Origin of the sequence: Methylopila capsulata (assembly GCF_016907975.1) — a bacterium.
Taxonomy (GTDB): domain Bacteria; phylum Pseudomonadota; class Alphaproteobacteria; order Rhizobiales; family Methylopilaceae; genus Methylopila; species Methylopila capsulata.
In genome coordinates this window covers 200,235-223,429 of sequence record NZ_JAFBCY010000001.1, presented here as the reverse complement: position 1 = coordinate 223,429, position 23,195 = coordinate 200,235, and the positions used below count along the sequence as shown (strand labels likewise).

Annotated in this window: 25 protein-coding genes; 16 read left to right on the top strand and 9 right to left on the bottom strand. The window is 70.1% G+C overall.

Going from position 1 to position 23,195, the window contains the following annotated elements:
• The first annotated feature begins 55 nt into the window (after positions 1–55).
• The 10 genes from sufC (at position 56) to JOD31_RS00985 (ending at position 7,690) form a co-directional block, all read left to right on the top strand.
• Positions 56–808, top strand: a complete 753-nt coding sequence (sufC, locus tag JOD31_RS01030; protein ID WP_204948469.1) for a Fe-S cluster assembly ATPase SufC — start codon at positions 56–58, stop codon at positions 806–808.
• 14 nt (positions 809–822) lie between these two features.
• Positions 823–2,142: a Fe-S cluster assembly protein SufD gene (gene sufD / locus JOD31_RS01025; protein WP_210341282.1), complete on the top strand. Its 1,320-nt coding sequence runs from the start codon at positions 823–825 to the stop codon at positions 2,140–2,142.
• Positions 2,139–2,813 carry a hypothetical protein gene (locus JOD31_RS01020; RefSeq protein ID WP_204948467.1) on the top strand — a complete coding sequence of 225 codons (675 nt, stop codon included), beginning with the start codon at positions 2,139–2,141 and terminating at the stop codon, positions 2,811–2,813. Before sufD ends, JOD31_RS01020 begins: the two co-directional genes overlap by 4 nt.
• Before the next feature lie 23 nt (positions 2,814–2,836).
• Complete coding sequence (locus tag JOD31_RS01015) at positions 2,837–4,084, top strand: cysteine desulfurase (RefSeq protein WP_204948466.1); 1,248 nt, start codon at positions 2,837–2,839, stop codon at positions 4,082–4,084.
• A gap of 13 nt (positions 4,085–4,097) precedes the next feature.
• The gene (locus tag JOD31_RS01010; RefSeq protein ID WP_020185243.1) at positions 4,098–4,469 is read left to right on the top strand and encodes an SUF system Fe-S cluster assembly protein; all 372 of its coding nucleotides are present in this window, start codon (positions 4,098–4,100) and stop codon (positions 4,467–4,469) included.
• A 7-nt stretch (positions 4,470–4,476) separates the two neighbouring features.
• Entirely contained in the window at positions 4,477–4,911 is a 435-nt protein-coding gene (locus JOD31_RS01005; RefSeq protein ID WP_204948465.1) for a VOC family protein, read from the top strand.
• A gap of 147 nt (positions 4,912–5,058) precedes the next feature.
• Positions 5,059–5,415, top strand: coding sequence for a HesB/IscA family protein (locus tag JOD31_RS01000; RefSeq protein ID WP_246482293.1), 357 nt, complete (start codon positions 5,059–5,061; stop codon positions 5,413–5,415).
• Positions 5,415–5,789, top strand: coding sequence for a TfoX/Sxy family protein (locus tag JOD31_RS00995; protein ID WP_204948463.1), 375 nt, complete (start codon positions 5,415–5,417; stop codon positions 5,787–5,789). The genes JOD31_RS01000 and JOD31_RS00995 overlap by 1 nt, the downstream gene beginning before the upstream one ends.
• Positions 5,786–6,448 (top strand): TenA family protein, encoded by a 663-nt coding sequence (locus tag JOD31_RS00990; RefSeq protein ID WP_204948462.1) that lies wholly within the window; start codon positions 5,786–5,788, stop codon positions 6,446–6,448. Before JOD31_RS00995 ends, JOD31_RS00990 begins: the two co-directional genes overlap by 4 nt.
• Before the next feature lie 129 nt (positions 6,449–6,577).
• Positions 6,578–7,690 (top strand): alkene reductase, encoded by a 1,113-nt coding sequence (locus JOD31_RS00985; protein WP_204948461.1) that lies wholly within the window; start codon positions 6,578–6,580, stop codon positions 7,688–7,690.
• Here JOD31_RS00985 and JOD31_RS00980 read toward each other — a convergent pair.
• Both JOD31_RS00980 and JOD31_RS00975 read right to left on the bottom strand, forming a co-directional pair.
• A complete protein-coding gene (locus JOD31_RS00980; RefSeq protein WP_204948460.1) occupies positions 7,660–8,781 on the bottom strand; it encodes a GGDEF domain-containing protein in 1,122 nt (373 codons plus the stop codon). The two genes, JOD31_RS00985 and JOD31_RS00980, sit on opposite strands and share 31 nt — an antisense overlap.
• Before the next feature lie 153 nt (positions 8,782–8,934).
• Positions 8,935–10,419, bottom strand: coding sequence for a DEAD/DEAH box helicase (locus tag JOD31_RS00975; protein ID WP_204948459.1), 1,485 nt, complete (start codon positions 10,417–10,419; stop codon positions 8,935–8,937).
• 198 nt (positions 10,420–10,617) lie between these two features.
• Between JOD31_RS00975 and JOD31_RS00970 the strand changes: the two genes are divergently transcribed.
• Positions 10,618–11,316, top strand: coding sequence for an alpha/beta fold hydrolase (locus JOD31_RS00970; RefSeq protein ID WP_204948458.1), 699 nt, complete (start codon positions 10,618–10,620; stop codon positions 11,314–11,316).
• Between the two features lie 54 nt (positions 11,317–11,370).
• Here the strand turns inward: JOD31_RS00970 and JOD31_RS00965 are convergent, their stop codons facing one another.
• The 3 genes from JOD31_RS00965 to parE all read right to left on the bottom strand — a co-directional run bounded on the left by JOD31_RS00965 (position 11,371) and on the right by parE (position 14,725).
• Positions 11,371–11,883: a hypothetical protein gene (locus JOD31_RS00965; RefSeq protein WP_204948457.1), complete on the bottom strand. Its 513-nt coding sequence runs from the start codon at positions 11,881–11,883 to the stop codon at positions 11,371–11,373.
• A 133-nt stretch (positions 11,884–12,016) separates the two neighbouring features.
• Complete coding sequence (locus JOD31_RS00960) at positions 12,017–12,541, bottom strand: hypothetical protein (RefSeq protein WP_204948456.1); 525 nt, start codon at positions 12,539–12,541, stop codon at positions 12,017–12,019.
• A 138-nt stretch (positions 12,542–12,679) separates the two neighbouring features.
• Entirely contained in the window at positions 12,680–14,725 is a 2,046-nt protein-coding gene (parE, locus tag JOD31_RS00955; protein ID WP_204948455.1) for a DNA topoisomerase IV subunit B, read from the bottom strand.
• Between the two features lie 170 nt (positions 14,726–14,895).
• On the opposite strand from parE, the gene JOD31_RS00950 reads away from it, so the two are divergent.
• The gene (locus JOD31_RS00950) at positions 14,896–15,840 is read left to right on the top strand and encodes an alpha/beta hydrolase (protein WP_204948454.1); all 945 of its coding nucleotides are present in this window, start codon (positions 14,896–14,898) and stop codon (positions 15,838–15,840) included.
• Between the two features lie 15 nt (positions 15,841–15,855).
• On the opposite strand, the gene mazG is transcribed toward JOD31_RS00950, so the two are convergent.
• The 4 genes from mazG to JOD31_RS00930 form a co-directional block, all read right to left on the bottom strand.
• The gene (mazG, locus tag JOD31_RS00945) at positions 15,856–16,689 is read right to left on the bottom strand and encodes a nucleoside triphosphate pyrophosphohydrolase (protein WP_204948453.1); all 834 of its coding nucleotides are present in this window, start codon (positions 16,687–16,689) and stop codon (positions 15,856–15,858) included.
• Positions 16,690–16,746: 57 nt separating this feature from the next.
• Entirely contained in the window at positions 16,747–17,316 is a 570-nt protein-coding gene (locus JOD31_RS00940; RefSeq protein ID WP_204948452.1) for a dual specificity protein phosphatase family protein, read from the bottom strand.
• A gap of 297 nt (positions 17,317–17,613) precedes the next feature.
• Positions 17,614–18,702 carry a transglutaminase-like domain-containing protein gene (locus JOD31_RS00935; protein ID WP_204948451.1) on the bottom strand — a complete coding sequence of 363 codons (1,089 nt, stop codon included), beginning with the start codon at positions 18,700–18,702 and terminating at the stop codon, positions 17,614–17,616.
• A 19-nt stretch (positions 18,703–18,721) separates the two neighbouring features.
• Positions 18,722–19,288, bottom strand: a complete 567-nt coding sequence (locus JOD31_RS00930) for a TlpA family protein disulfide reductase (protein ID WP_204948450.1) — start codon at positions 19,286–19,288, stop codon at positions 18,722–18,724.
• Positions 19,289–19,475: 187 nt separating this feature from the next.
• On the opposite strand from JOD31_RS00930, the gene JOD31_RS00925 reads away from it, so the two are divergent.
• From JOD31_RS00925 to accC, 4 genes are all read left to right on the top strand, one after another.
• Positions 19,476–20,696: a threonine ammonia-lyase gene (locus JOD31_RS00925; protein ID WP_204948449.1), complete on the top strand. Its 1,221-nt coding sequence runs from the start codon at positions 19,476–19,478 to the stop codon at positions 20,694–20,696.
• A gap of 132 nt (positions 20,697–20,828) precedes the next feature.
• Entirely contained in the window at positions 20,829–21,296 is a 468-nt protein-coding gene (gene aroQ, locus JOD31_RS00920) for a type II 3-dehydroquinate dehydratase (RefSeq protein WP_204948448.1), read from the top strand.
• Between the two features lie 29 nt (positions 21,297–21,325).
• Positions 21,326–21,790 carry an acetyl-CoA carboxylase biotin carboxyl carrier protein gene (gene accB, locus JOD31_RS00915; protein ID WP_204948447.1) on the top strand — a complete coding sequence of 155 codons (465 nt, stop codon included), beginning with the start codon at positions 21,326–21,328 and terminating at the stop codon, positions 21,788–21,790.
• Between the two features lie 7 nt (positions 21,791–21,797).
• A complete protein-coding gene (gene accC / locus JOD31_RS00910) occupies positions 21,798–23,165 on the top strand; it encodes an acetyl-CoA carboxylase biotin carboxylase subunit (protein WP_204948446.1) in 1,368 nt (455 codons plus the stop codon).
• The last annotated feature ends 30 nt before the right edge of the window (positions 23,166–23,195 follow it).

The window sequence follows — 23,195 nt, the reverse complement described above, 5'->3', positions numbered from 1 at the left end:
ATCCCGGCTCTCGCTTTGCTCGGCCGGGATGATGAGTTTGGGAAACGGGAAGACAATGCTCTCGATCAAGAACCTCCACGCCTCCATCGAGGACAAGCCGATTCTGCGCGGGCTCGACCTCGAGGTGAAACCGGGGGAGGTGCACGCGATCATGGGGCCGAACGGCTCGGGCAAGTCGACGCTCAGCTACGTGCTGGCCGGCAAGGACGACTACGAGGTGACCGAGGGCTCGGCGACGCTCGACGGGCAGGACCTGTTCGCGCTGGCCGCGGACGAGCGCGCGGCGGCCGGCCTGTTCCTGGCCTTCCAGTACCCGCTGGAGATCCCCGGCGTCGCCACCATGACGTTCCTCAAGGCGGCCGTTAACGCGCAGCGCCGGGCCCGCGGCGAGGGCGACCTGCCGACCCCGCAGTTCATGAAGCTGGTGCGCGAAAAGGCTGACGGGCTGGGCATTTCCACCGACATGCTCAAGCGAGGCCTCAACGTCGGCTTCTCCGGCGGCGAGAAGAAGCGCAACGAGATCCTGCAGATGGCGCTGCTCGAGCCGAAGCTCTGCGTGCTCGACGAGACCGACTCGGGCCTCGACATCGACGCGCTGAAGGTCGTCTCCGAAGGCGTCAACGCGCTGCGCGCCCAGAACCGCGCCTTCGTGGTCATCACGCACTACCAGCGCCTGCTCGACCACATCACGCCGGACGTCGTCCACGTGATGGCCAAGGGCCGCATCGTCCGCACCGGCGGACCGGAGCTCGCCCACGAGCTCGAAGCCCGCGGCTATGCCGACTACGTCGGCGAAGCTGCGGCGTGAGGAGCGACGAACCGATGAACGCCGAAGTTCGCTCCATCCGCACCGCCGCCGAGACCGCGCTCTCCGAGATCTTCGCCTCGGCCTTCGCGGGGCTTCCCGGCGACTCGGCGGTGGCGGAGCGCCGCCGGACCGCTTTCGACGCCTTCAAGGCGGCGGGCCTGCCGTCGCGCCGCGTCGAGGACTGGAAGTACACCGACCTGCGCGCGCTGATGCGCGACGCCAAGCCGATCGCAGGCGCGCCCGACGGCGTGATGATCGCTGCGGCCCGTGGCGCGCTTGCCCCCTACGCGGCGATCGACGCCACCCGCGTGACCTTCGTCAACGGCCGCTTCGTCGAGGAGCTGTCGGATCTCGCGACGGCTGAGGGCGTGTCGGTGACGCTGCTCAAGGACGCGCTGGTGAACGGCGCCGGCGTCGAGGCGCTGTCGGACGGGGTTTCGCCGGCCGGCAACGTCGCCGTCGCGCTCAACGCGGCCTTCGTCGCGGACGGCGTCGTCGTCTCGGTCGCGCCGGGCGTGACCGCGTCGCGGCCGATCCATGTCGCGAACGTGCAGGCGGGCTCGGAGCACGCGGCCTATGGCCGTGTGGTGGCCAGGGTCGGGGAGGGCGGGAACGTCCTGCTGATCGAGAGCCACATCGGCGACGCCGGCGCGCACCAGACCAACAGCGTGATCATGCTCGACGTGGCGGACGGCGCCCGCGCGGAGCTGGTCAAGATCCAGGACGAGAGCCTCGACACGCTGCACCTCGCGACGCTCGCCGTGCGCCTCGGGGCGAAGGCCGAGTTGAAGACCTTCGCGCTGGCCGCCGGCGCCCGGGCCGCCCGCCAGCAGATCTACGTGTCCTTCACGGGCGACGGCTCGACCGCGGAAATCCGCGGCGCAGGCTTCGCCGGTGCGTCGCGGCACCTCGACACCACGCTCGTGGTCGACCACGACGCCGTCGGCTGCTCCAGCCGCGAGCATTTCAAGACCGCGCTCGACGGTGAGGCCCGCTCGGTGTTCCAGGGCAAGATCGTGGTGAAGCCCGGCGCCCAGAAGACCGACGGTAAGATGATGGCGCAGGCGCTGCTGCTGTCGGAGGGCGCCGAGGCCGACGCCAAGCCGGAGCTCGAGATCTTCGCCGACGACGTGGTCTGCGGCCATGGCGCGACGGTGGGCGCGCTCGACGACGAACTGCTGTTCTACCTCAAGTCCCGCGGCATTCCCCAGAAGGAGGCCGAGGCGCTGATGGTGCAGGCCTTCGTCGGCGAGGTCATCGAGACCATCGAGCACGAAGGCCTCCGCGAGGTCGTCACCGACCGCGCGCTCGCCTGGCTCACCGCCCGGACGTGAGCTTCGACGCGTCCGCAGGGGCGGCGTCGCCCCTGTCGCTCGGCTACGGCTGGCGCGCGCTGCTGCGCCATGTCCCGCAGTCCGTCGTCCTCATGCGTCGCGTCACGCGCGAGATGCAGGCGGTCGGGATCGACGAGCGCTGGCGGTTCATCGCGATCGCGGCCGTCGCCGCGGTGATGGCGGCCGAATCGGCCGTGCTCGAGGCCTATGCGCCGGATACGTTCTTCGACGAGTGGCGCACGGCCTATGGCGCGTCCGCTGTGCTCGCCGGGGTCTTCCTCGGCTATGTCGCGCTCGGGATCGTCACGGTCTACGCGATCGCGCTCATTCTCCAAGTCACGTTCCGCGTGGCGCGTCGCGGCACGGCCTTCGCCGACATGCGGACGGCGATGGCGTCGAGCGGCTACCCGCAGGTCGTGCTCAGCCTGTTCAACCTCGCCGTGATGGGCGCCGCCGCCCTCGCGGGCGAGGAGTGGCGGGGCGCGGCGCTCTCGGTGATCGAGGCGAGCCTGCTCGTGGCGGCGGCCCTGGCGATCGGATACGGCGTCGTGGCCGTCTCGGCCGCGACCGGCGTGCCCACCCTGCAGGTGCTGGGGCTCCATGTCGTTGCCGGTCTCGGGACCGTCGCAGCGGTCGTCGCCGGAGCATGGGCGCTGGGGCTTGTGATCTGACGCAAAACAGTTAGATCACTAGCATGTCCCTTGCCCATACCGCTGACGCGCCTTCCTACGACGTCGATCGCCTGCGCGCGGACTTTCCGGCGCTCGCGCTGACCGTTCACGGCAAGCCGCTCGCCTATCTCGACAACGGCGCTTCGGCGCAGAAGCCCGTCCAGGTGCTCGACCGCATGCGGCGCGCCTATGAGACGGAGTACTCCAACGTTCATCGCGGCCTGCATTACCTGGCCAACGCCGCGACGGAAGCCTTCGAGGGCGGCCGCGAAAGCGTGCGCGCCTTCCTGAACGCGCCGTCGATCGACGACATCGTCTTCACGCGGTCCGCGACCGAGGCGATCAATCTCGTGGCCAACGGGGTCGGCCTCGCAGGCGTCAAGGAGGGCGACGAGATCGTCCTCACCATCATGGAGCACCACTCCAACATCGTGCCCTGGCACTTCCTGCGCGAGCGCCATGGCGCGGTGCTGAAGTGGGTGCAGGTGCGCGAGGACGGCGCGTTCGACATCGAAGCCTTCGAGGCCGCGCTGACGGAGCGCACCAAGTTCGTCGCGGTCACGCACATGTCGAACGTGCTCGGCACCGTGGTGCCGGTGAAGGAGGTTTGCCGCCTGGCGCACGAGCGCGGCGTGCCTGTCCTCGTCGACGGAAGCCAAGGCGCGGTCCACCTCGCGCCGGACGTTCAGGACATCGACTGCGACTACTACGTGCTCACCGGCCACAAGGTCTACGGACCGACGGGCATCGGCGCGCTCTACGGCAAGACCGAGCGGCTGAGGGCGCTCGCCCCGTTCAACGGCGGCGGCGAGATGATCCGCGACGTGACGGAAGGCAACGTGACCTACGGCGACCCGCCGCACCGGTTCGAAGCCGGCACGCCGCCGATCGTCCAGGCGATCGGCCTCGGCGCCGCGCTCGACTACATGCGCGCCGTGGGCCTTGACGCGATCGCGGCCCATGAAGCTGCGCTCGGCGCCTACGCCCAGGAACGGCTGAGCCGGATCAACGCGGTCAAGATCTTCGGCCACGCGCCGGGGAAGGGGGCCATCGTCGCCTTCAACCTCGAAGGCGCCCACGCCCACGACGTGGCGACGGTGCTGGACCGATCGGGCGTCGCGGTGCGCGCCGGCACCCACTGTGCGCAGCCGCTGTTGCAGCGGCTCGGCGTCACCTCGACCTGCCGGGCCTCGTTCGCCCTTTACAACACGACCGACGAGATCGATCGTCTCGCGGAAGCGCTCACGAAGGCGCGCGATCTGTTCGCGTGAGAAAGGCTCTGACATGAGCGATGCTGACGCCACCACGGCGCTTGCGCCGTCCGCCGCATCCGCGATCCCGCCGGAGGAGCTCGACCGTCTGACGGACGAGATCATCGGCGCGCTCAAGACCGTGTACGATCCCGAGATCCCGGTCGACGTCTACGAACTCGGGCTCGTCTACCGCATCGACGTGTCCGACGACCGCGACATCGCGATCGATATGACGCTGACCGCGCCGGGGTGCCCCGTGGCGGGCGAGATGCCGGGCTGGGTGGAAAACGCCGTCAGTTCGGTGCCCGGCGTCGGCAAGGTCACGGTGACCATGGTGTTCGATCCGCCGTGGGACCAGAGTCGCATGTCCGACGAGGCCCGCGTCGCGCTCGACATGTGGTGACGCGGAGATGGCGGACGATCGGACCGGCTCGCCTCGCATCGCCCGCGTTCTCGAAACCGCGCTCTACGTCGACGATCTCGTTCGCGCCTCGCACTTCTACGATCATCTCTTCGGCTTCCCCAAGCTCTTCGCCGACGCGCGGCTGATCGCCTACGACGTCGGCGGGGAGAGCGTGCTGCTCCTGTTCGCCCGCGGCGCGAGCGTGACCACCCAGACCCTGCCGGGCGGAGAGATCCCCGCCCACGATGGCTCCGGGGCGCTCCACGTGGCGCTCGCGATCGGGCGCGACGAGCTGGACGCGTGGGAAAAACGGCTCGACGCCGGCGGCGTCGCGATCGAGGGACGGGTCGCCTGGCCGCGCGGCGGCGTCAGCCTCTACTTCCGCGATCCCGACCGAAACCTGCTGGAGCTCGCGACGCCGGGGCTTTGGAGGACGTACTGACGTGATCAAGCGGAGCCGATCGCGCTCCGAAGTGTTCGCCGGTCTTCATTTTCCGCGCGCGAAGGCTTATCTTGCAGGTCACGTGCGAAAGCCCGCAGTTACCGGAGCTTCAAGATTATGGTCGCTTCCCGCCCCAGGCCCAAGGTGATGACGTTGACCGACCGCGCCGCCCAGCGCGTGCGAACGATCATCGAGCGATCGGAGACGCCGCTCGCGGGCCTGCGCATCGGCGTCAAGACCGGCGGCTGCGCCGGGATGGAATACACGATGGCCTACGCGGCGGAGGCCGGCGCGCTCGACGAGATCGTCGAGGACAAGGGCGTCAAGGTGATGATCGACCCGAAGGCGATCCTCTACCTCCTCGGCACCGAGATGGATTTCGTGACCGAGAAGCTGACCCAGCGCTTCGTGTTCAACAACCCCAACCAGACCTCCGCCTGCGGCTGCGGGGAGTCGGTCGCCATCACGCCCGCCGTGCCCGAGAGCTACGCCTCCGCAAGCTGATGGCGCTCGACGCGGCCGACGCGGCGGAGATGTTTCGCGAACTGGGGCCGGTGCAGGTGCGCCGGATGTTCGGCGGCGCAGGCGTCTACCACGCCGGCGTCATGTTCGCGCTCGAAGCGGGCGGGACGCTCTATCTCAAAGCCGATCCCGGCGGCGCCGAGGCCTTTCGCGCCGAAGGCTGCGAGCCATTTTCCTACGAGACCACGACAGGCCGGCGGACCATCACGTCGTTCTGGCGCGCGCCGGAGCGGCTGATGGACGAGCCGGACGAACTCGCCGTCTGGGCCCGCCATTCGGTCGCGATCGCGCTGGCGAAGAAGAGCGCCGCGAAGCCGCGCGGACGAGGTCGCGGGCGCAAGGGCGCCGCGTCATGACCCTCTTCGAACGCTTGAAGGCCGACGCCGCCGCGGAGTGGCGTTCCTATGTGGACCACGCCTTCGTCCGCGCGCTGGGCGACGGTTCGTTGCCGGAGGCGGCGTTCCGCAGCTACCTCGTCCAGGACTACCTGTTCCTGATCCAGTTCGCCCGGGCCTACGGCCTCGCCGTCTACAAGGGTGGCCGGCTGTCCGACATGCGCGCCGCCGCGGCCACGCTCCACGCCATCCTCGACGTCGAGATGGACCTGCACGTTCGCGTCTGCGCGCGCTGGGGCCTGACCGCCGACGACCTCGAGGCCGCGGAGGAGGGCGGGGCCTGCGTGGCCTACACGCGCTTCGTGCTGGACGCCGGTCTTCAGGGCGACCTGCTCGATCTGCTGACGGCCCTCAGCCCCTGCGTGGTGGGCTATGCGGAGATCGGCGCGGCGCTGACCCGAGCCGGCGTCGCGGACGACAACCCCTACCGCGCGTGGATCGAGGAGTACGCCGGCCCCGCGTATCAGGAGATCGCCGAGAGCGCGCGCGCGACGCTCGATCGCCTCGGCGAGGAGCGGCTGACGCCGACCCGTTACGTGGAACTCGCGAAACTCTTCGGCGCCGCGTCGCGCCTCGAGGCGGCGTTCTGGCAGGCGGCGTTGAACGCGGCGGCGGACTGAGCGCTGGCGCAGAGCTGCGTTGCAGGCCGAGGCCCCGCCGCGCCTTCCCGCAAGGCGCGGCGCGACCTATCTCGCACTGCAACGTCCGCGGCCGATCCGCCGCAGCTGCTCAACGCACCGGAGCCTTTCATGACCGATACGCTCGACCTGCTCTTCAAACCGCTGAAGGCTGGCGCTCTCGACCTGCGCAACCGCATCGTGATGGCGCCGCTGACGCGTTCGCGCGCCGACCACAAGACGCTCGCGCCCCGGCAGATGAACGCCGACTACTACGGCCAGCGCGCGAGCGCCGGCCTGATCATCGCAGAGGCGACCCAGATCATGCCGGAGGGCCAGGGCTACGCCTGGACGCCCGGCATCTATTCTGACGAGCAGATCGCAGGCTGGAAGCTCGTGACGGACGCCGTCCACGCCAAGGGCGGCACGATCGTGCTGCAGCTCTGGCACGTCGGCCGCATCTCCCACCGCGACCTGCAGCCGGGCGGGAAGCTTCCCGTCGCCCCGTCCGCGGTGAAGCCCGAGGGCAAGGCCTTCACCGAGACCGGCTTCAAGGACCTCGAGACGCCGCGGGCGCTGGAGCTGGACGAAATCCCCGGCATCGTGGCGCAGTACGGCCAGGCCGCGAAGAACGCCGTGGCCGCCGGCTTCGACGGCGTCGAGGTGCACGGCGCGAACGGGTACCTGCTGGACCAGTTCCTCCGCGACAAGACCAACCTGCGCACCGACGCCTACGGCGGATCGATCCAGAACCGCGCCCGCTTCCTGCTGGAGGCGACCCAGGCCGCGATCGACGCGATCGGCAAGGAACGCGTCGGCATCCGGCTGTCGCCGGTCAGCCCCGCCAACGACTGCGCGGATTCGAACCCCGAGCCGCTGTTCACCTACGTGACGGAGAAGCTGTCGGAGATGGGGCTGGCCTTCCTCCACGTGATCGAGGGCGAGACCCGCGGCTCGCGCGCGCCGGCCGGCGCGTTCGACCTCAGCGTGCTGCGCCGGGCGTTCAAGGGGGTCTACATCGGCAACAACGGCTACGATCCGGCGCTCGCGGCGACGCGCGTGGCGGCAGGCGAGGTCGACGCCGTGGCCTTCGGGCGCCCGTTCATCGCGAACCCGGACCTCGTCGAGCGGATCCGCGACGGGGCGGCGCTGGCGAAGCCGGACGAGGCCACGTTCTACGGCGGCGACGCCAAGGGCTACGTGGACTATCCGACCTACCGCGAGGCGGAAGCGAAGGTCGCCTGAGGCGCGGCGGCGTCCTCGCCGGCGCCGTCGATCTCGGAAAACAGCGGATCGGTCTCGGCGATCACGAGATTCCGTCCGCTCCGTTTCGCGACGTACATGCAGCGGTCGGCGCGGTCGATCACGGTCTGACCCGTGTCGCCGCGCCGCCACTCCGCGACGCCGACGGAGACCGTGACCCGGCCGAGGTGTTCGCCCGTGGAGCGCTTGACGAGGTCCTTGGTCATGACGGCGCGGCGGATGCGCTCGGCCACGGCGATCGCGCCCTGCAGGCCGGTGTCCGGCAGCACGATCGCGAACTCCTCGCCGCCGAAGCGCGCGGCGAGGTCCTGGCCCTTCACGTTCTGCTTCAGCGCAAGCGCGACGAGACGAAGAACCTGGTCGCCCGTCAGATGGCCGTAGCTGTCGTTGAAGGTCTTGAACCGGTCGATGTCGATCAGCAGCACGGAGAACCGGGCCTGTCGATCCGCCTGCGATTCGGCGTCCAGAAGCGCGCGGTCGAGCGCGCCCTGCAGGAATTTGCGGTTCGCGAGGCCCGTCAGTGGATCAGTCAGGGACTCGGCCCGGATGACCTCGAGGGTGTCGTGAAGCTTCCGCATCTCGTTCTGTGAGCCGGACAGCCGCTCTTCGAGCGCCTTCGTCCGGTTGATCATGGCGTGGGTCGCGGACAGCAGCAGCTCGCCCAGGCGGCCCAGCACGACGCCGCCGGCGCCGTCGACGCTTTGCGCCTCGCGCATGACGCTTTCGAGCGCCTTCGCGTAGTCGCTGTTCGCGCCGCGAGCGCTCTTCAGGGCGTCGTTGACCTCCCCGATCTCTTCGATGATGCGGGTGCCGACGTGGTCGACGCGTTCCGACAGGCGCAGCGGCGAGAGGTAGGTCTCGTAAAGCAGGTCGAGATCGGACTCGGAAATGCCGGGTCCGTGCTCCAGCGCTTCGTTGATCGCCCGGTTCAGCGCCGAGTTGTACCCGGTCGCGTAGGTGTACCAGAGCTCGTAATTGCGTGGATAGGCGGCGTGCCGGTGAACGCGCAGTCGCTGGATCGCAGCGTCGCTGAAGGCCAGCGTCCGGTCGAAGTCACTTGAGCCCCGCGTCATCAGAGGGCGCTCCCTAGCCCGCCGTTCCCCCGTCTCCCTGATGCGAGACTGTCGGCTACGGCTCGGGCCGACGAAGCTTAGATGACGGCCGAGGACGTAAAACTCGCGTTAAAGCTGCCGCGCCGATTGGCGCTTATTGCACCCGCGACGATCTTACGCGCGTTTAAGCCGCACAGGCCGGAGCAGAAACGCGGGGACATGATCGCCAAGGCCGACGACTGGCGCGTCGTCGTGCGTCGGGGCCGGCGGACGGCGCTCGCCATGGTTGCGGGGGCCGCGCGACGAGCCCGCGCTTTCGGCACGCGGCGCGCGCGGGGTGGGAGGCGCCTCGCGGACGGGAGCAGGGGCCGCTGCTGCGGCGGGAGCCTTCGGCGTCCGGGCCGGCGCGGACGCCTTCGGGGCCGGCGACGCGGCCTTGGCGGCCGGAGCTTGGGCCTCGGTCTTCGCCGCGCCCGCAGAGCGGCCGCCGCGCGTGCGGCGCCTCGGACCAGCGCTCACGAGCGTCTCGGCGTCGGGCTCGCCGCCCTGCCACTCGAGTTTGGTCTTGATCAGCTTCTCGATCGTGTCGAGATACTTGCCGTCCGAGGGCGACACTAGCGTCAGCGCCACGCCGCTGCGGCCCGCGCGCCCGGTGCGGCCGATGCGGTGGACGTAATCCTCGGCGTGGATCGGCACGTCGTAGTTCACGACATGGCTGACGTCCGGGATGTCGAGGCCGCGGGCTGCGACGTCGCTCGCCACCAGCAGATCGACCTCGCCGGTCTTGAAGCTCTCGAGCGCCGCCATGCGGGCGCGCTGGTCGAGGTCGCCGTGCAGCGCGGCGACCTTGAAGCCGTGCTGCTGCAGCGATTTGTAGACCACCGCCACGTCGCGCTTGCGGTTGCAGAAGATGATCGCGTTCTTGAAACCTTCGACCTGCGCCACTTCGCGGCGCAGGACCTCGCGCTTGTCGGCGGCGTCGTCGCTGGTGGCAATCAGGCGCTGCGTCACGGTCGTCGCGGTGGAGGAGGCGCGCGCCACCTCGATGCGGACGGGATCGCGCAGGAACTGCTCGGTTAAGCGGGTGATCTCCGGCGGCATGGTGGCCGAGAAGAACAGCGTCTGGCGCGCCGCCGGGATCAGCTTGCAGATGCGTTCGATGTCCGGGATGAAGCCCATGTCGAGCATGCGGTCGGCTTCGTCGATCACGAGGATCTCGATGCCGGTCAGCAGCAGGCGCCCGCGCTCGTGATGGTCGAGCAGGCGGCCGGGCGTCGCGATCAGGACGTCGACGCCGCGGGTGAGCTTGGCGTCCTGGTCACCGAAGGAGACGCCGCCGATCAGCAGCGCCATGGACAGCTTATGGTTCTGCCCGTACTTGGCGAAGCTCTCCTCGACCTGGGCCGCGAGTTCGCGCGTGGGCTCGAGGATCAGCGTCCGCGGCATGCGCGCGCGCGCGCGGCCTTGCTCGAGCCGCGTCAGCATCGGAAGGGTGAAGGAGGCCGTCTTGCCGGTGCCGGTCTGAGCGATGCCGAGCACGTCCTTGCGCGCCAGCACTTCGGGAATGGCGGCCGCCTGGATCGGCGTCGGGGTCGTGTACCCGGACGCTTCGACGGCGGACAGCACTTTCGGGCTCAGGCCGAGATCGGAGAAGGTCATGTCATCCTTAAGCGGTTCGATCGAGAAGCCGGCGCAGCGCGTCCGCCGAAGGATCCAGCTCCTTGGCCCATGCGGGACGACATCGTCCCACGGCCAGCGATCTGCCGCGGAGATGAGGCATTTGCCGCGAATTGTCAATTGGCGCGCGCGCGGAACCTATGACACGGAGCGCGGACACACGGCGGGAGCGACGAACTGATGGAAGCAACATTGCCGATCGTCTTCGCGCCTGGTCTCGGTTGCACGGAACGACTGTTCGCGCCGCAGATCGCCGACCTCGGCGCGTGGCCGTTCATGACCATCGACCATCGCCGGCACGCGACCCTTCCCGAGATCGCCGCCGCGGCGCTGGCGGAGGCGCCGGAGCGTTTCGCTTTGGTCGGCCTGTCCATGGGCGGGTACGTCGCCTTCGAGATGCTGAAGGCGGCCCCGGAGCGGATCGTCCGCCTCGCCCTGCTGGACACGACCGCCTACCCCGACACCGAGGAGGCGAGGGGGCGACGCCGGGTGCTGATCGCGGCGGCCGAGCGGGACAAGCTCCAGTCGATCCACGCGGCGACCTATCCGCGCTACGTGCACCCCGCCCGCGTCAAGGAGCCTGACCTCGAGCGCGTCGTCCGGGCCATGCTGGTCGAGACCGGCGCGCCGGCCTTCGCCCGGCAGATGACCGCCATCCTGAATCGTGCGGATTTTTCGGAGGTTCCGCCGACCGTCGCCTGTCCGACGCTGGTGCTCGTCGGCGATGAGGACGCGCCGACGCCGCCGGAGCACGCGCGGCGCATGACGGCGGCCATTCCCGGCGCCGAACTCGTGATCGTCCCGGACTGCGGCCACCTGTCGACGCTGGAGCGCCCAGAGGCCGTCAACGCCGCGCTCGCGCGGTTGCTGGCGGGGTAGGGCGCGCCGCAGGGGCGGAGATCGACAGCGGCGGGCCGATCGACCCACCCGCGCCTAGGCGTCCATCGCTCTCTTGGAGAAACGCTCGGCGCTTTTCGCCAAGGCCGAGAAGGTGCCGGGGATCAGGTTGATCGTATCCCGGAGAGCGGTGTTGATGGCGGTCACGAGTTCGAGGTCGTGCTCCTCGGACAGGCTGTGAGCGTTCGCCCGACAGACGTTCGAAATCGTGTGGCGGATGTCCTGAAGCTCAGCCAGCAGGGCGTCGCGGGCGTCGATCGCTTTCGGGTCCGTGCCCGAAACGTCGTTCCATCGCTTGTAAGTCGCTTCGTAGTCCCGGAGCACCTCGTGAACGGCGCGCCTCCAGAACGATCCGCGCGGCTCCGCAGAGGCCGCGCTCACCAGCGCGCTCAAGAGGGTGCGAACCTTCGCGCACAGCTCCTCGTCGATCCCGGACCTCTCGAGCCGCTTCAGGTCGAGCTGAAGATTGACCAGGATGTCGGAGCGAAAAAAGTTGATGGCGTAGCCCGTCGTGCCGCGCTGCAGGCCGTTTTTCGGTTTGGTCGCCATCACCTTCGTCTCCCGACCCATAAATGTCGGCAGACTGTAGTGACGTCGTTATATGCACACCAATGGTGTGCATTACGACTAAAAGTCATCATGGGTTGTGTCGGTTGGGAGTGCGGGGCGCGCCCTGCGGGTTTCAGTTCGTCGCCGGGCCGAACCGCGTGTCGCCGGGCTCGCCGATGATCAGCACCCAGGTGTCGCGGATGCCGTCCTTGTCCGGGGCGGTGTCCATGAAGACCGACACGCCGGTGTCGCTGGCCTCGGCGCGCACGTCGCCGAAGGTCAGCTTGGCGGCTTCCGCGTCCTCGAGCTCCTTCGTCTCGACGATCGCGCCGTCAGGCTCCTTCAGCCACTGCACGTAGAACCGCTGGCGATCGCCGTCGATCACGCCGATCACGCGCGAGAAGCCCTTGCCCGCCGCGCCCTCCCACGGCGCCGCGATGCGGGCGGCGAAGACGTTCGGCGCGACGCCGAGCGGATCTTTCGCCGCCTCGGGCGCGTCGGGCTGGACCGGCGGCGCGGGTTCCTCCGGTCGCATGGGGCCGGGATCGATCTTCTCGGGCGGCGCAGTCGGAACGGGCGAGGGGGCGGGCTGCGCGGCGGCGCTGAACGCGGAGAGCGCCGCGATCAGCGCCAGCGGCAGGAGAGGGGGTCTCGGCATCGGGGCCTCCAACGCGCCGGAGGGCGCTTCGCGGATGGTCACCGAGGTTAACGGCCGAAACGCGGCGTTCGATCCCTTATCGATTTCCCTCGTTCTGGGAACGTCCTGCAGAGGAGCGGAAGCGCTTGCTGCGTCCTCTCAGATGTCCACCAGATCGCCGGCGAAGGCGGCGTTGTCCTGGATGAAGCGGAAGCGCGCTTCGGGCTTGGCGCCCATCAGCCGTTCCACCGCGTCCCTCGTGCCCTCGCGGCCCTCCTCGGCGATCTCCACCCGCAGCAGGGTGCGCTTGGCCGGCGACATCGTGGTGTCCTTGAGCTGCTGCGGCATCATCTCGCCCAGGCCCTTGAAGCGGCCGATCTCGACCTTCTTGCCCTTGAAGGTCTTCGCCAGCAGCTCGTCCTTGTGGGCGTCGTCGCGGGCGTAGAGCGTCGTGCCGCCATGGCTGAGGCGGTAGAGCGGGGGCACCGCGAGGAAGAGGTGCCCGTGGCGGATCAGCTCCGGCAGCTCGCGGAAGAAGAAGGTCATCAGCAGCGAGGCGATGTGCGCGCCGTCCACGTCGGCGTCGGTCATCACGATCACGCGGTCGTAGCGCAGGTCCGTGTCGGCGTAGCGGGCCCGCGTGCCGCAGCCGAGCGCGAGCAGGAGATCGGCGAGTTGCTGGTTCTGGGCGAGCTTGTCCGCGCCGGCGCTGGCGACGTTCAGGATCTTGCCGCGCAGGGGAAGCACCGCCTGGGTGGCGCGGTCGCGCGCCTGCTTGGCGGAGCCGCCGGCCGAGTCGCCCTCGACGATGAAGAGTTCGGAGCCTTTCGAGCCCGCCTGGCTGCAGTCCGCGAGCTTGCCCGGCAGACGGAGCTTGCGGGTCGCGGTCTTGCGGGCGACGTCCTTCTCCTGCCGGCGGCGGAGCCGGTCCTCGCCGCGCAGGATGACGCTTTCCAGCAGCTTGTTGGCCTGCTGGGGCGAGGCGGAGAGCCAGTGGTCGAAGGCGTCCTTCACCGCGGCTTCGACGATGCGCGTCGCCTCCGCCGTCGCCAGCCGCTCCTTCGTCTGGCCCTGGAACTCCGGCTCGCGGATGAAGGCGGACAGCATGGCGACCGTGCCCGCCATCACGTCGTCGCCGGTCAGGATCGACGCGCGCTTGACGTTGGTGAGGTCGGCGTAGCCCTTGAGGCTCCGCAGCAGCGCCATCCGGAGGCCCTGCTCGTGGGTGCCGCCTTCGGGCGTCGGGATGGTGTTGCAGTAGGAGCGGACGAAGCCGTCCTCGCCGTCGTCGGTCCAGGCGATCGCCCATTCGACGCCGCCGTGGCCGCCGGCCTTCCTGTGCGAGCCGGCGAAGATCTCGACCACCTGGTCGCGGCCCGCGAGGCTCGAGGCGAGATAGTCCTTCAGCCCGCCGGGGAAGTGCAGGGTGGTCTTCTCCGGCACGTTCTCGACGCCGGCGAGCATCTCGGCGGGGCACGTCCAGCGTATCTCGACGCCGGAGAACAGATAGGCCTTGGAGCGCGCCATCTGGAACAGCCGCGCGGGCTTCAGCCGCGCCTCCGCCCCGAAGATCTGGGCGTCCGGCAGGAAACGGATGCGGGTGCCGCGGCGGTTGTGGACCGGACCGACCTCCTCCAGGTCGCCTAGCCTATGGCCGCGGGAGAACGCCTGCCGGTAGAGCTTCTGGTTGCGGGCGACCTCGATCTCGACCCGCTCCGACAGCGCGTTGACGACCGACACGCCGACGCCGTGGAGGCCGCCGGAGGTCTCGTAGACCTTGCCGTCGAACTTTCCGCCGGAGTGCAGCGTGGTCATGATGACCTCGAGCGCGGACTTGCCCGGAAATTTCGGGTGCGGGTCGACCGGGATGCCGCGGCCGTTGTCCGTGACGGTGACAGAGCCGTCCGCGCCGACGTCGACCGCGATGAAGGTCGCGTGGCCCGCGACCGCCTCGTCCATGGCGTTGTCGATGACTTCCGCGAAGAGGTGGTGCAGCGCCTTCTCGTCGGTGCCGCCGATGTACATGCCCGGCCGCCGGCGCACCGGCTCCAGCCCTTCCAGCACCTCGATGTCGGCGGCGGTGTAGCCGGCCTCGGCGGAGAGCTCCGGACGGGGCAGGGCGCGCGAAGCGGGCTTCGGCGCCGCCGCGGGCTTGCGCTGCTCGCCGCCGAGGCCGGCAAGAAGATCGGATTTGGTTTCGGCCATACGCCTGTCCATAACGATTCGCGCCGCTGCGCGCCAAGACCATCTTGTCACGTGGGCGCTCGACGAGTCGCCCCCGGCAGGGCCGGGCGCCGCCCGCCGCGCCCAGAATTCGCTTCATTCCCGGCGCTCGATCGGGCCATGTTGGTGCGATGCAACAGGAGCGGCGTCGGATGCGGGAACCTGTCAGCGCCCAGGCGCGCCTGCTCTGCCTGGCGCTGCGCTACGGCGTGAAGCCCCGGCTGACCGCGAATCCCGATCTGCTTCGGCTCCGCCGGCAGATCGACGCCATCGCTCGTCTCGCGCCGGACCTGCCGAAGAACGTGGAGCGCAGCGCGTTGCGCATCGGCGGCCTCGCGGCCGAGCGCCATGCGCCGATCGGCTACGGCGGGGGCAGGGCCATCCTCTACCTGCATGGCGGCGCATTCGTCGCGGGCTCGCCCCGGACCCACCGCGGCGTCGCCGGGAGGCTGGCGCGCGGTGCGCAGGCCGAGACCATCGTGCCCGACTACCGCCTCGCACCCGAGCACCCGCACCCGGCGTCGCTCGAGGACTCGCTCGCGGTCTACCGCGCGCTGCTCGACCGTGGGCAGTCGCCCGCCGCGATCGCGCTCGCCGGCGACAGCGCGGGCGGCAACCTCGTGTTCGCGCTGCTGCTCCGGCTCAAGGCCGAGGGGCTCCCGCTTCCCGCGGCGGCGGTCGCGCTCTCGCCCTTCGTCGACATGAGCGGCGAAGGCGAAAGCATGCGGAAAAACGCGCTGTTGGACCCGTTTCTTGAGGTCGCGTGTCTGCCCACGGTGGTCGACGCCTATGCGCCCGGCCGCGATGTCCGCGATCCCTCGCTGTCGCCGCTCTACGGCGATCTCCGGGGGCTCCCGCCGTGCCTGATCCAGTGCGGCGGCGACGAGATCCTGCGCGACGACTCCGTCCGCATGCACCGGGCGCTGCTGGCGGCCGGCGTCGCGGCCGAGCTCGAGGTCTGGCCGAAGATGCCCCACGTCTGGCAGGCCTTCGCTCGGTTCCTGCCCGAGGCCCGATCCGCCATCCGCCGGATCTCGTCGTTCCTCAACGCCCGGCTGGAGTCCGCGGGCGAGGGCGGCCTGACCGAGGCCGCCTGAGACGAAAGCGTCGCCCTACTCCGCGGCGGCTTTCGCCGCGCGCTCGGCCGCCTTCGCCTCGTTCCAGATCGCGTCCATCTCGTCGAGGTCGCTGTCGGCCGGGGTCTTGCCGCGAGCCCTGAGGCCGGCCTCGATCGCGCGGAAACGCCGCTCGAACTTGGCGTTGGAGCGGCGCACCGCCGTCTCCGGGTCGACGCCCATGTGGCGCGCAAGGTTCGCGATGGCGCAGAACAGGTCGCCGATCTCGTCCTCGACCGCGTCGCGGTCTCCGCTCGCGACCGCCTCGGCGACCTCGTCGGCCTCCTCGCGCACCTTGCCGACGACCAGCGCCACGTCGTCCCAGTCGAAGCCGACGGTGGCGGCCTTCTCCTGAAGCTTCACCGCGCGGGTGAGGCCGGGGAGGGCGCGCGTCACACCGTCGAGCAGGCTCGGCGCCCTCGCCGGCTCGCCGCGGCGGACGGCGCGCTCGGCCTTCTCCTCGGCCTTGATCTCCGCCCAGAGCGCCTTGACCTCCTCGGCCGGGAGATCGCGCGCGTCGCCGAAGACGTGCGGGTGCCGGCGGACCAGCTTGGCGGTGATGGCCTCGACGACGTCGGGGAGGGCGAAGGCGCCCTGCTCCTCGGCCATCCGGGCGTGGAACACCACCTGCAGCAGCAGGTCGCCAAGCTCCTCGCGCAGGTCCTCCAGGTCGCCGCGCTGGATCGCGTCGGCGACCTCGTAGGCCTCCTCCAGCGTGAACGGCGCGATGGTCGCGAAGCTCTGCTCGAGGTCCCACGGACAGCCGGTTACGGGCGTCCGGAGCGCGGCCATGATCTCGACGAGGCGCGCGACGTCGCGGGAAGGGGTCATGGGGCGGCTCGAACTCGCGTGGGGGTTCGCCTAGGTCGCCCCGCGCGCGCGGTCAGGTCAAGAGTCGTGGAAGCCGAGCGACGGCTCAGCCGTCTCCCACATCCGGTCCATGGCGAAGCTTGGCAGCCCCCAGGTCGCGATGTGCCCATAGAGCGGCGACAGCTGCCACTCCGCGGTCTCCTCGTCGGCGTGCTTGATCGCGGCGAGATAAAGCGCGGACGCCGCTCCGGTGCGGTCCGCGCCGCTGCGGCAGTGGATCAGCAGCGGCTTCGGCGCGTCGCGCATCGTCTGGATCAGCCGCTCGACCTCGATGGGCGTCAGCTCCGCCGCCGCCGACATGCGGAAATCGATCAAGGTCAGGCCGGCGGCGCGCGCGGCCGCGACCTCGGCGTCGTACCAAGCTTTGCCGACGTTCGCGCCACGCAGGTTCAGCACGCTGGCGATGCCGTAGGTCGCCTTGATCGTGCGCAGGTCGTCCGGCGACGGCTGCGCCGACCGATAGACCTCACCGGGGGCGAGCACATGGAAGTTGTTGGTCGCCACCAGGACGCCGGCGTAGGCGCCGGTCAGGCCCGCGATCGACAGGCCCACCGCGGCCGCCCAGCGCCGCACGGAACGGGAGAACATGCAGGCGACCTCGCGGGCGGAACGGGCAGGCGACGAGCGTCGTCGCGGAAGACGCAGACTAGGCCGACGCGGCCAAGGCGGAACTAAGGCGCCGTTCGGCGTCCCGGCCCAACCCCAAGCCATGAGTCGCATAAGATATATTATGGAACCAAATCATATGCGGCCCCTTGCTTTATCATATGCGGCCCCTTGCTTTCGGAGCGATGGAGATCTCGGAGTCGACGTGAAGTCCGCCTTTCAACCCATTGAGGCGTTGGAAAAACCTCAGCTCGGAAACCCTAGGTCCAAACCTCCGCCTCAGGCGACGATCTCCCGCGCGGTGATGACGTATTTGAACCCGTCGGCGTCGAGGCAGTCGAGCCGGCCGGCAGCGGTCTCCGCCTGTGGGTACATCAGGAACCCGAGCTTCGGGCCGGTCGCGCCCGGCAGCGCCACGTCGTGGGCGTCGTTGTAGGCGACCCAGTTGGTCTCCCAGGCCCCGAACAGGACCTTGCGGGCCGCGGCGACCTTCGGATCGTCGAGCGGACGGTTCGCCGGCGGCTCCTCCAGCGCGACCTTGCGGACGTCGGCGGGATCGACCGGAACCCAGCCCGGGCCATCGAGCCACACCTCGGCGCGGCAGTGCTGCGCCTTGGTGATGGTCTCGGAGTTCGCGCCGAGGCTCTTGTAGCCGAAGCGCGAGGGCGCGACGCGGATGCCGTAGACGTCGCGCGCCGGAAGGCCCGCAGCCCGCGCGAGGCCGACATAGAGCGCGTTGATGTCGGCGCATTTGCCGCCGAGATTGCCGCTCTCGAGCATGGTCGCGATGTCGCCGAGGCCGCAGCCGCGCACCTTGGCGTCGCGGTGGGTGTTCTCGACGACCCACTGGTAGATCGCCTCGGCCTTGGCGCGGTCCGTCGTCGCCGCGCCGACCGCCTTTCTCGCGGTCTCGGCCACGATGCCGTCGGTCGGGATCAGGTCGCTCGGCGCGAGGTAGCGTGCGCGCTCGTCCGCTGACAGCGTCGCGCCGGTCGCCGCGAGGTCGACGGCGCGGTCCCGGGTCTGGACGCGACTCACCACCTCGAGCACAGGCGCCTCCGCGCCGCCGCGCCATTCCGCGACGACCATGCCCACGGGCGCCTCGACCAGCTTCGCCGTCGCGGCGTTGCCGCTGAAGGTGGTGGGCTGGGGGCGGGTCCAGCCGCTTTCGGCGAAGGCGGGAACCGGAACCCAGACGCGCGCCGGGCCCTTGAGCGAGGTCAGCTCGATCCGGGTGCGCATCTCGAAGGTGCGCCATGCTCCGGGGGCGGGGGCGAAGGCGCCCTCCTCCGCGAACGACATGGCGGGCCTCATCACGGCGGCGGCCGCGAGCGCGGCTCCGGTCGTCAGCAGCGTGCGGCGGCGCATCATGACGTTCCCCCTCGGATCATTGCGTGTGTTTGCTTTTGTGGTCGGGCAGATTGTGGTTCCCGGCCCTGAGCGCGGCGAGCATTCGGGCGGTGGAGTCGGCGTCCCAGTCGACGGGGCCATGCGCGATCGCCGCGGCCGCTCCGCCGGGCGCGAGCGCAACGGTGCTGGGAAGGACCTTCACGCCGAACCGGCGGGCCAGCGAGCGGTCCTCGTCGAGCGCGACGGGCAGGGCGACGCCAAGCGTGGCGAGGAAGCCGCGCACCCGGGAGGCCGGCTCGCCGAGGTCGACGCCCAAGACGCGGACGCCCTCCCCCTGACGCGCGGCGAACCGCCCGAGCGCCGGCAGCTCCTCGCGGCATGGCGCGCACCAGGTGGCGAAGAAATGCACGAGCACGGGACGTGTGGCGTCCGCCGCCACCGAAACGCCGGCGCCGTCGATGCTCGCAACCGGCTCCGACGGGGTCGCGACCGGGTCCGTCGGCCCGAACGCGACGAACTCCGCTGCGGCCGGCCCGGCCCAGAGGCCGGTCGCCAGCGCGAGCGCGGCCGCGGAGGGAGCGAGGTGGGTGCGGGTCGCCGTCACGCGGCAGGTCTCCGTAAGATTTCGCCGCTACGATGGGTCCGGGCGCGGTGAGGGTCAAGCTGTCGCAGGGCGCGCGCCGGGGTTCGTGATGGCGTCGCGCCGTCGTTTCAGCCATGCGTCCAGACCGGATGCCCCGCGCCTTCCCGCTCCCCTATGCTCCCGCGCCGACCGCAAGGACCCGCTCCACATGACCGTGACGCTCGCCGACGTTCAGGCGGCCCAGAAGATCCTCGAGGGCGCGGTCACGCCGAGCCCGCTGCTGGCGGCCCCGAAGCTGTCGGCGATGACGGGTGCGAAGGTTCTCGTGAAATACGAAAACCTTCACGTCACCAACGCCTTCAAGGAGCGCGGCGCCGTGGTGCGTCTCAGCCGCCTGGACGCCGACTCCCGCGCCCGCGGCGTGATCGCGATGTCGGCCGGCAACCACGCCCAGGCGGTCGCCTACCACGCCCGGCGGCTCGGCATTCCGGCGACGATCGTGATGCCCGAGACGACGCCCCACGTGAAGGTGGCGGCCACCCGCGGCTTCGGCGCCGAGGTGGTGCTCGACGGCGAGACGGTGGCCGAAAGCCAGATCCGCGCCAGCGCCATCGCTCTCGAGCGCGGCCTCACCTTCGTCCACCCCTACGACGACCCCGACGTCATCGCGGGGCAGGGTACGATCGCGCTCGAGATGCTCGCGGACGCGCCCGAACTCGACGTCATCCTCGTCCCGATCGGCGGCGGCGGGTTGATCTCCGGCGTCGCGGTGGCGGCGAAGGCCCTGAAGCCCTCGATCGAGATCATCGGGGTTGAGGCGGCGCTCTATCCCTCCATGTGGAACGCGCTAAAGGGCGCGGACCTGCCGACCGGCGGCCCGACGCTGGCCGAGGGCATCGCCGTGAAGACCGCGGGCGCCCTCACCCGCGAAATCGCCGCGCGGCTCGTCGACGACATCATCCTCGTCAGCGAGGCCGAGCTGGAGCGGGCGGTGAACGCCTACCTCATGCAGCAGAAGGCCGTGGCGGAAGGCGCAGGCGCCGCGGGCCTCGCGGCGCTGTTCGCGGCGCCCGGACGCTTCGCGGGCAAGACGGTCGGCCTCATCCTGTGCGGCGGCAACATCGACCCGCGCATCCTCGCCTCGATCATGGTGCGGGAGCTGGAGCGCGAGCAGAAGATCCTGGCCTTCCGCATGACGATCGCGGACCGGCCGGGCATGCTCGGCACGATCGCGACCCGGCTCGGCGAGCTCGGCGCCAACATCCTCGAAGTGCACCACCAGCGCGGCTTCCTCGACGTGCCCGCCAAGGGCGCCACGCTCGACCTCACCGTCGAGATCCGCGACGGCGCCCATGCCGACGCGATCCTGACGTCCTTCACCGAAAGCGGCCTCCCCTGCCGCCGCCTCGACGGCGGCGCCGGGGGGTAAGGCGGCGCGGACCGCCGTACGCCCTTTGGCGGAATCGCTTGGGTTCCGCGCCGGCCTTGCCTATAAGGGCCGCTCGTCGCGGCCGCCGGCCTCCGCCGGCTGTCCGTTCACGCCTCAAGCTCGGCTCCCCGCTTGGATCCTGTCGTCTTCATCCTCAACGGCCCGAACCTGAACCTGCTCGGCCTGCGCGAGCCGGCGGTCTACGGATCGTCGACTCTGGCGGACGTCGAGGCGCTGGCGCGGGCGACGGGCGACCGGCTCGGCCTCGTCGTGGAGTGCCGGCAGTCGAACCACGAGGGCGACCTCGTCGACTGGATCCAGGAGGCGCGGACCAGGGCGCAGGGCATCGTGCTGAATGCAGGAGCCCTCACCCACACGTCGGTCGCGATCCATGACGCGATCCGCGGCGTGGGCGTTCCGACGATCGAGGTGCACATCTCCAACGTCCACGCGCGGGAGAGCTTCCGGCACCACTCCTACATCTCGCCTGTCGCGGCGGGCGTGATCGTCGGGCTCGGCCTCGACGGCTACGACCTCGCGCTTCAGGCTCTCGCCCGCCGCATCAAGCGGCCTGACCCATCCGAACCGATCACGGCGTGATCTCGAACGCCGGCGGAGATCGTCCTTCCATGAGCAAGCTGCCTTCCAAAGCGTCCATCGATCAGGAGCTGATCCGCGAACTCGCGAAGCTCCTGTCCGAGAACGACCTGACCGAGATCGAAATCGAGCACGACCAGCTGCGCGTGCGGGTCGCCCGGCATCTCTCGGCCGCCCCGACGACGGCCTACGTCGGCGCCGCCGCGCCGGCCGCCGCGCCCGCGGCCCCTGCGGTCGAGGCCCCGATCGATCCGGCCAAGCATCCCGGCGCGGTCCTTTCGCCGATGGTCGGCACGGCCTACATGTCGCCCGAGCCCGGCGCCCGCGCCTTCGTCGAAGTCGGGCAGACGGTCCGCCAGGGCCAGACGTTGCTGATCGTCGAGGCGATGAAGACCATGAACGCGATCCCGGCGACGCGCGCCGGCATCGTCCGGGAAATCCTGATCGCGGACGGGCAGCCGGTGGAATTCGGCGAACCCCTCCTGATCGTGGACTGACGGGCACATGGCGAGCTTCGACAAGGTTCTGATCGCCAACCGCGGCGAGATCGCGCTGCGCATCCTGCGCGCCTGCAAGGAGCTCGGCATCGCGACCGTCGCCGTGCACTCGACGGCCGACGCGGACGCCATGCACGTCCGCCTCGCGGACGAGAGCGTCTGCATCGGCCCGCCGGCCGCCCGCGACAGCTACCTCAACATCCCGGCCTTGCTCGCCGCCTGCGAGATCACCGGCGCGGACGCCGTGCACCCGGGCTACGGCTTCCTGTCCGAGAACGCGCGCTTCGCCGAGATTCTCGAGGAGCACGGGCTGATCTTCATCGGCCCGAAGCCAGAACACATCCGCATCATGGGCGACAAGATCGCCGCCAAGCAGACGGCCAAGCGGCTGGGCATCCCCGTCGTTCCGGGCTCGGACGGCGGAATCACCGACGACGACGAGGCCAAGCGCGTCGCCCGCGAGATCGGCTATCCCGTGCTGGTGAAGGCGGCGTCCGGCGGCGGCGGGCGCGGCATGAAGGTCGCGATGACCGAGGACGACCTCGTCGAGGCGCTGCAGACCGCGCGCTCCGAGGCGAAGGCGGCGTTCGGCGACGACGCGGTCTATCTCGAGAAGTACCTCGGCAAGCCGCGCCACATCGAGGTGCAGGTGCTGGGCGACGGCCAGGGCGCCGCGATCCATCTCGGCGAGCGCGACTGCTCGCTGCAGCGCCGCCACCAGAAGGTCTGGGAAGAGGCGCCCTCCCCGGCCCTCAACGCCGAGCAGCGCGAGACGATCGGCGAGACGGTCGCCGCCGCCATGCGGGAGCTCAAGTACCGCGGCGTCGGCACGGTCGAGTTCCTGTACGAGAACGGCGAGTTCTACTTCATCGAGATGAACACCCGGATCCAGGTCGAGCATCCGGTGACCGAGATGGTCACGGGCATCGACCTGATCAACGAGCAGATCCGCATCGCGAGCGGCGCCAGGCTTGCGATCGCCCAGGAGGACGTGGTCTTCCGCGGCCACGCCATCGAATGCCGCGTGAACGCGGAGAACGCCGAGACCTTCCGCCCCTCCCCCGGCCGCATCGCCTACTATCACGTGCCCGGCGGGCTTGGCGTCCGCGTGGATTCCGCGGCCTATCAGGGCTATCTGATCCCGCCGCACTACGACAGCATGATCGGCAAGCTGATCGTCCACGGCCGCAACCGCACCGAATGCCTGATGCGGCTTCGGCGCGCGCTGGACGAGTTCGTGGTGGACGGCGTCGACACCACGCTGCCGCTGTTCCGCCGGCTGGTGCGCGACCCGTCGATCCAGGACGGCGAGTACGACATCCACTGGCTGGAGAAGATGCTGGCGGACAGCCAGGCGGCCGGCGGCTCAGGCTGAGACGTCGCGTGGGCCGTCTTCCGGCCTCGA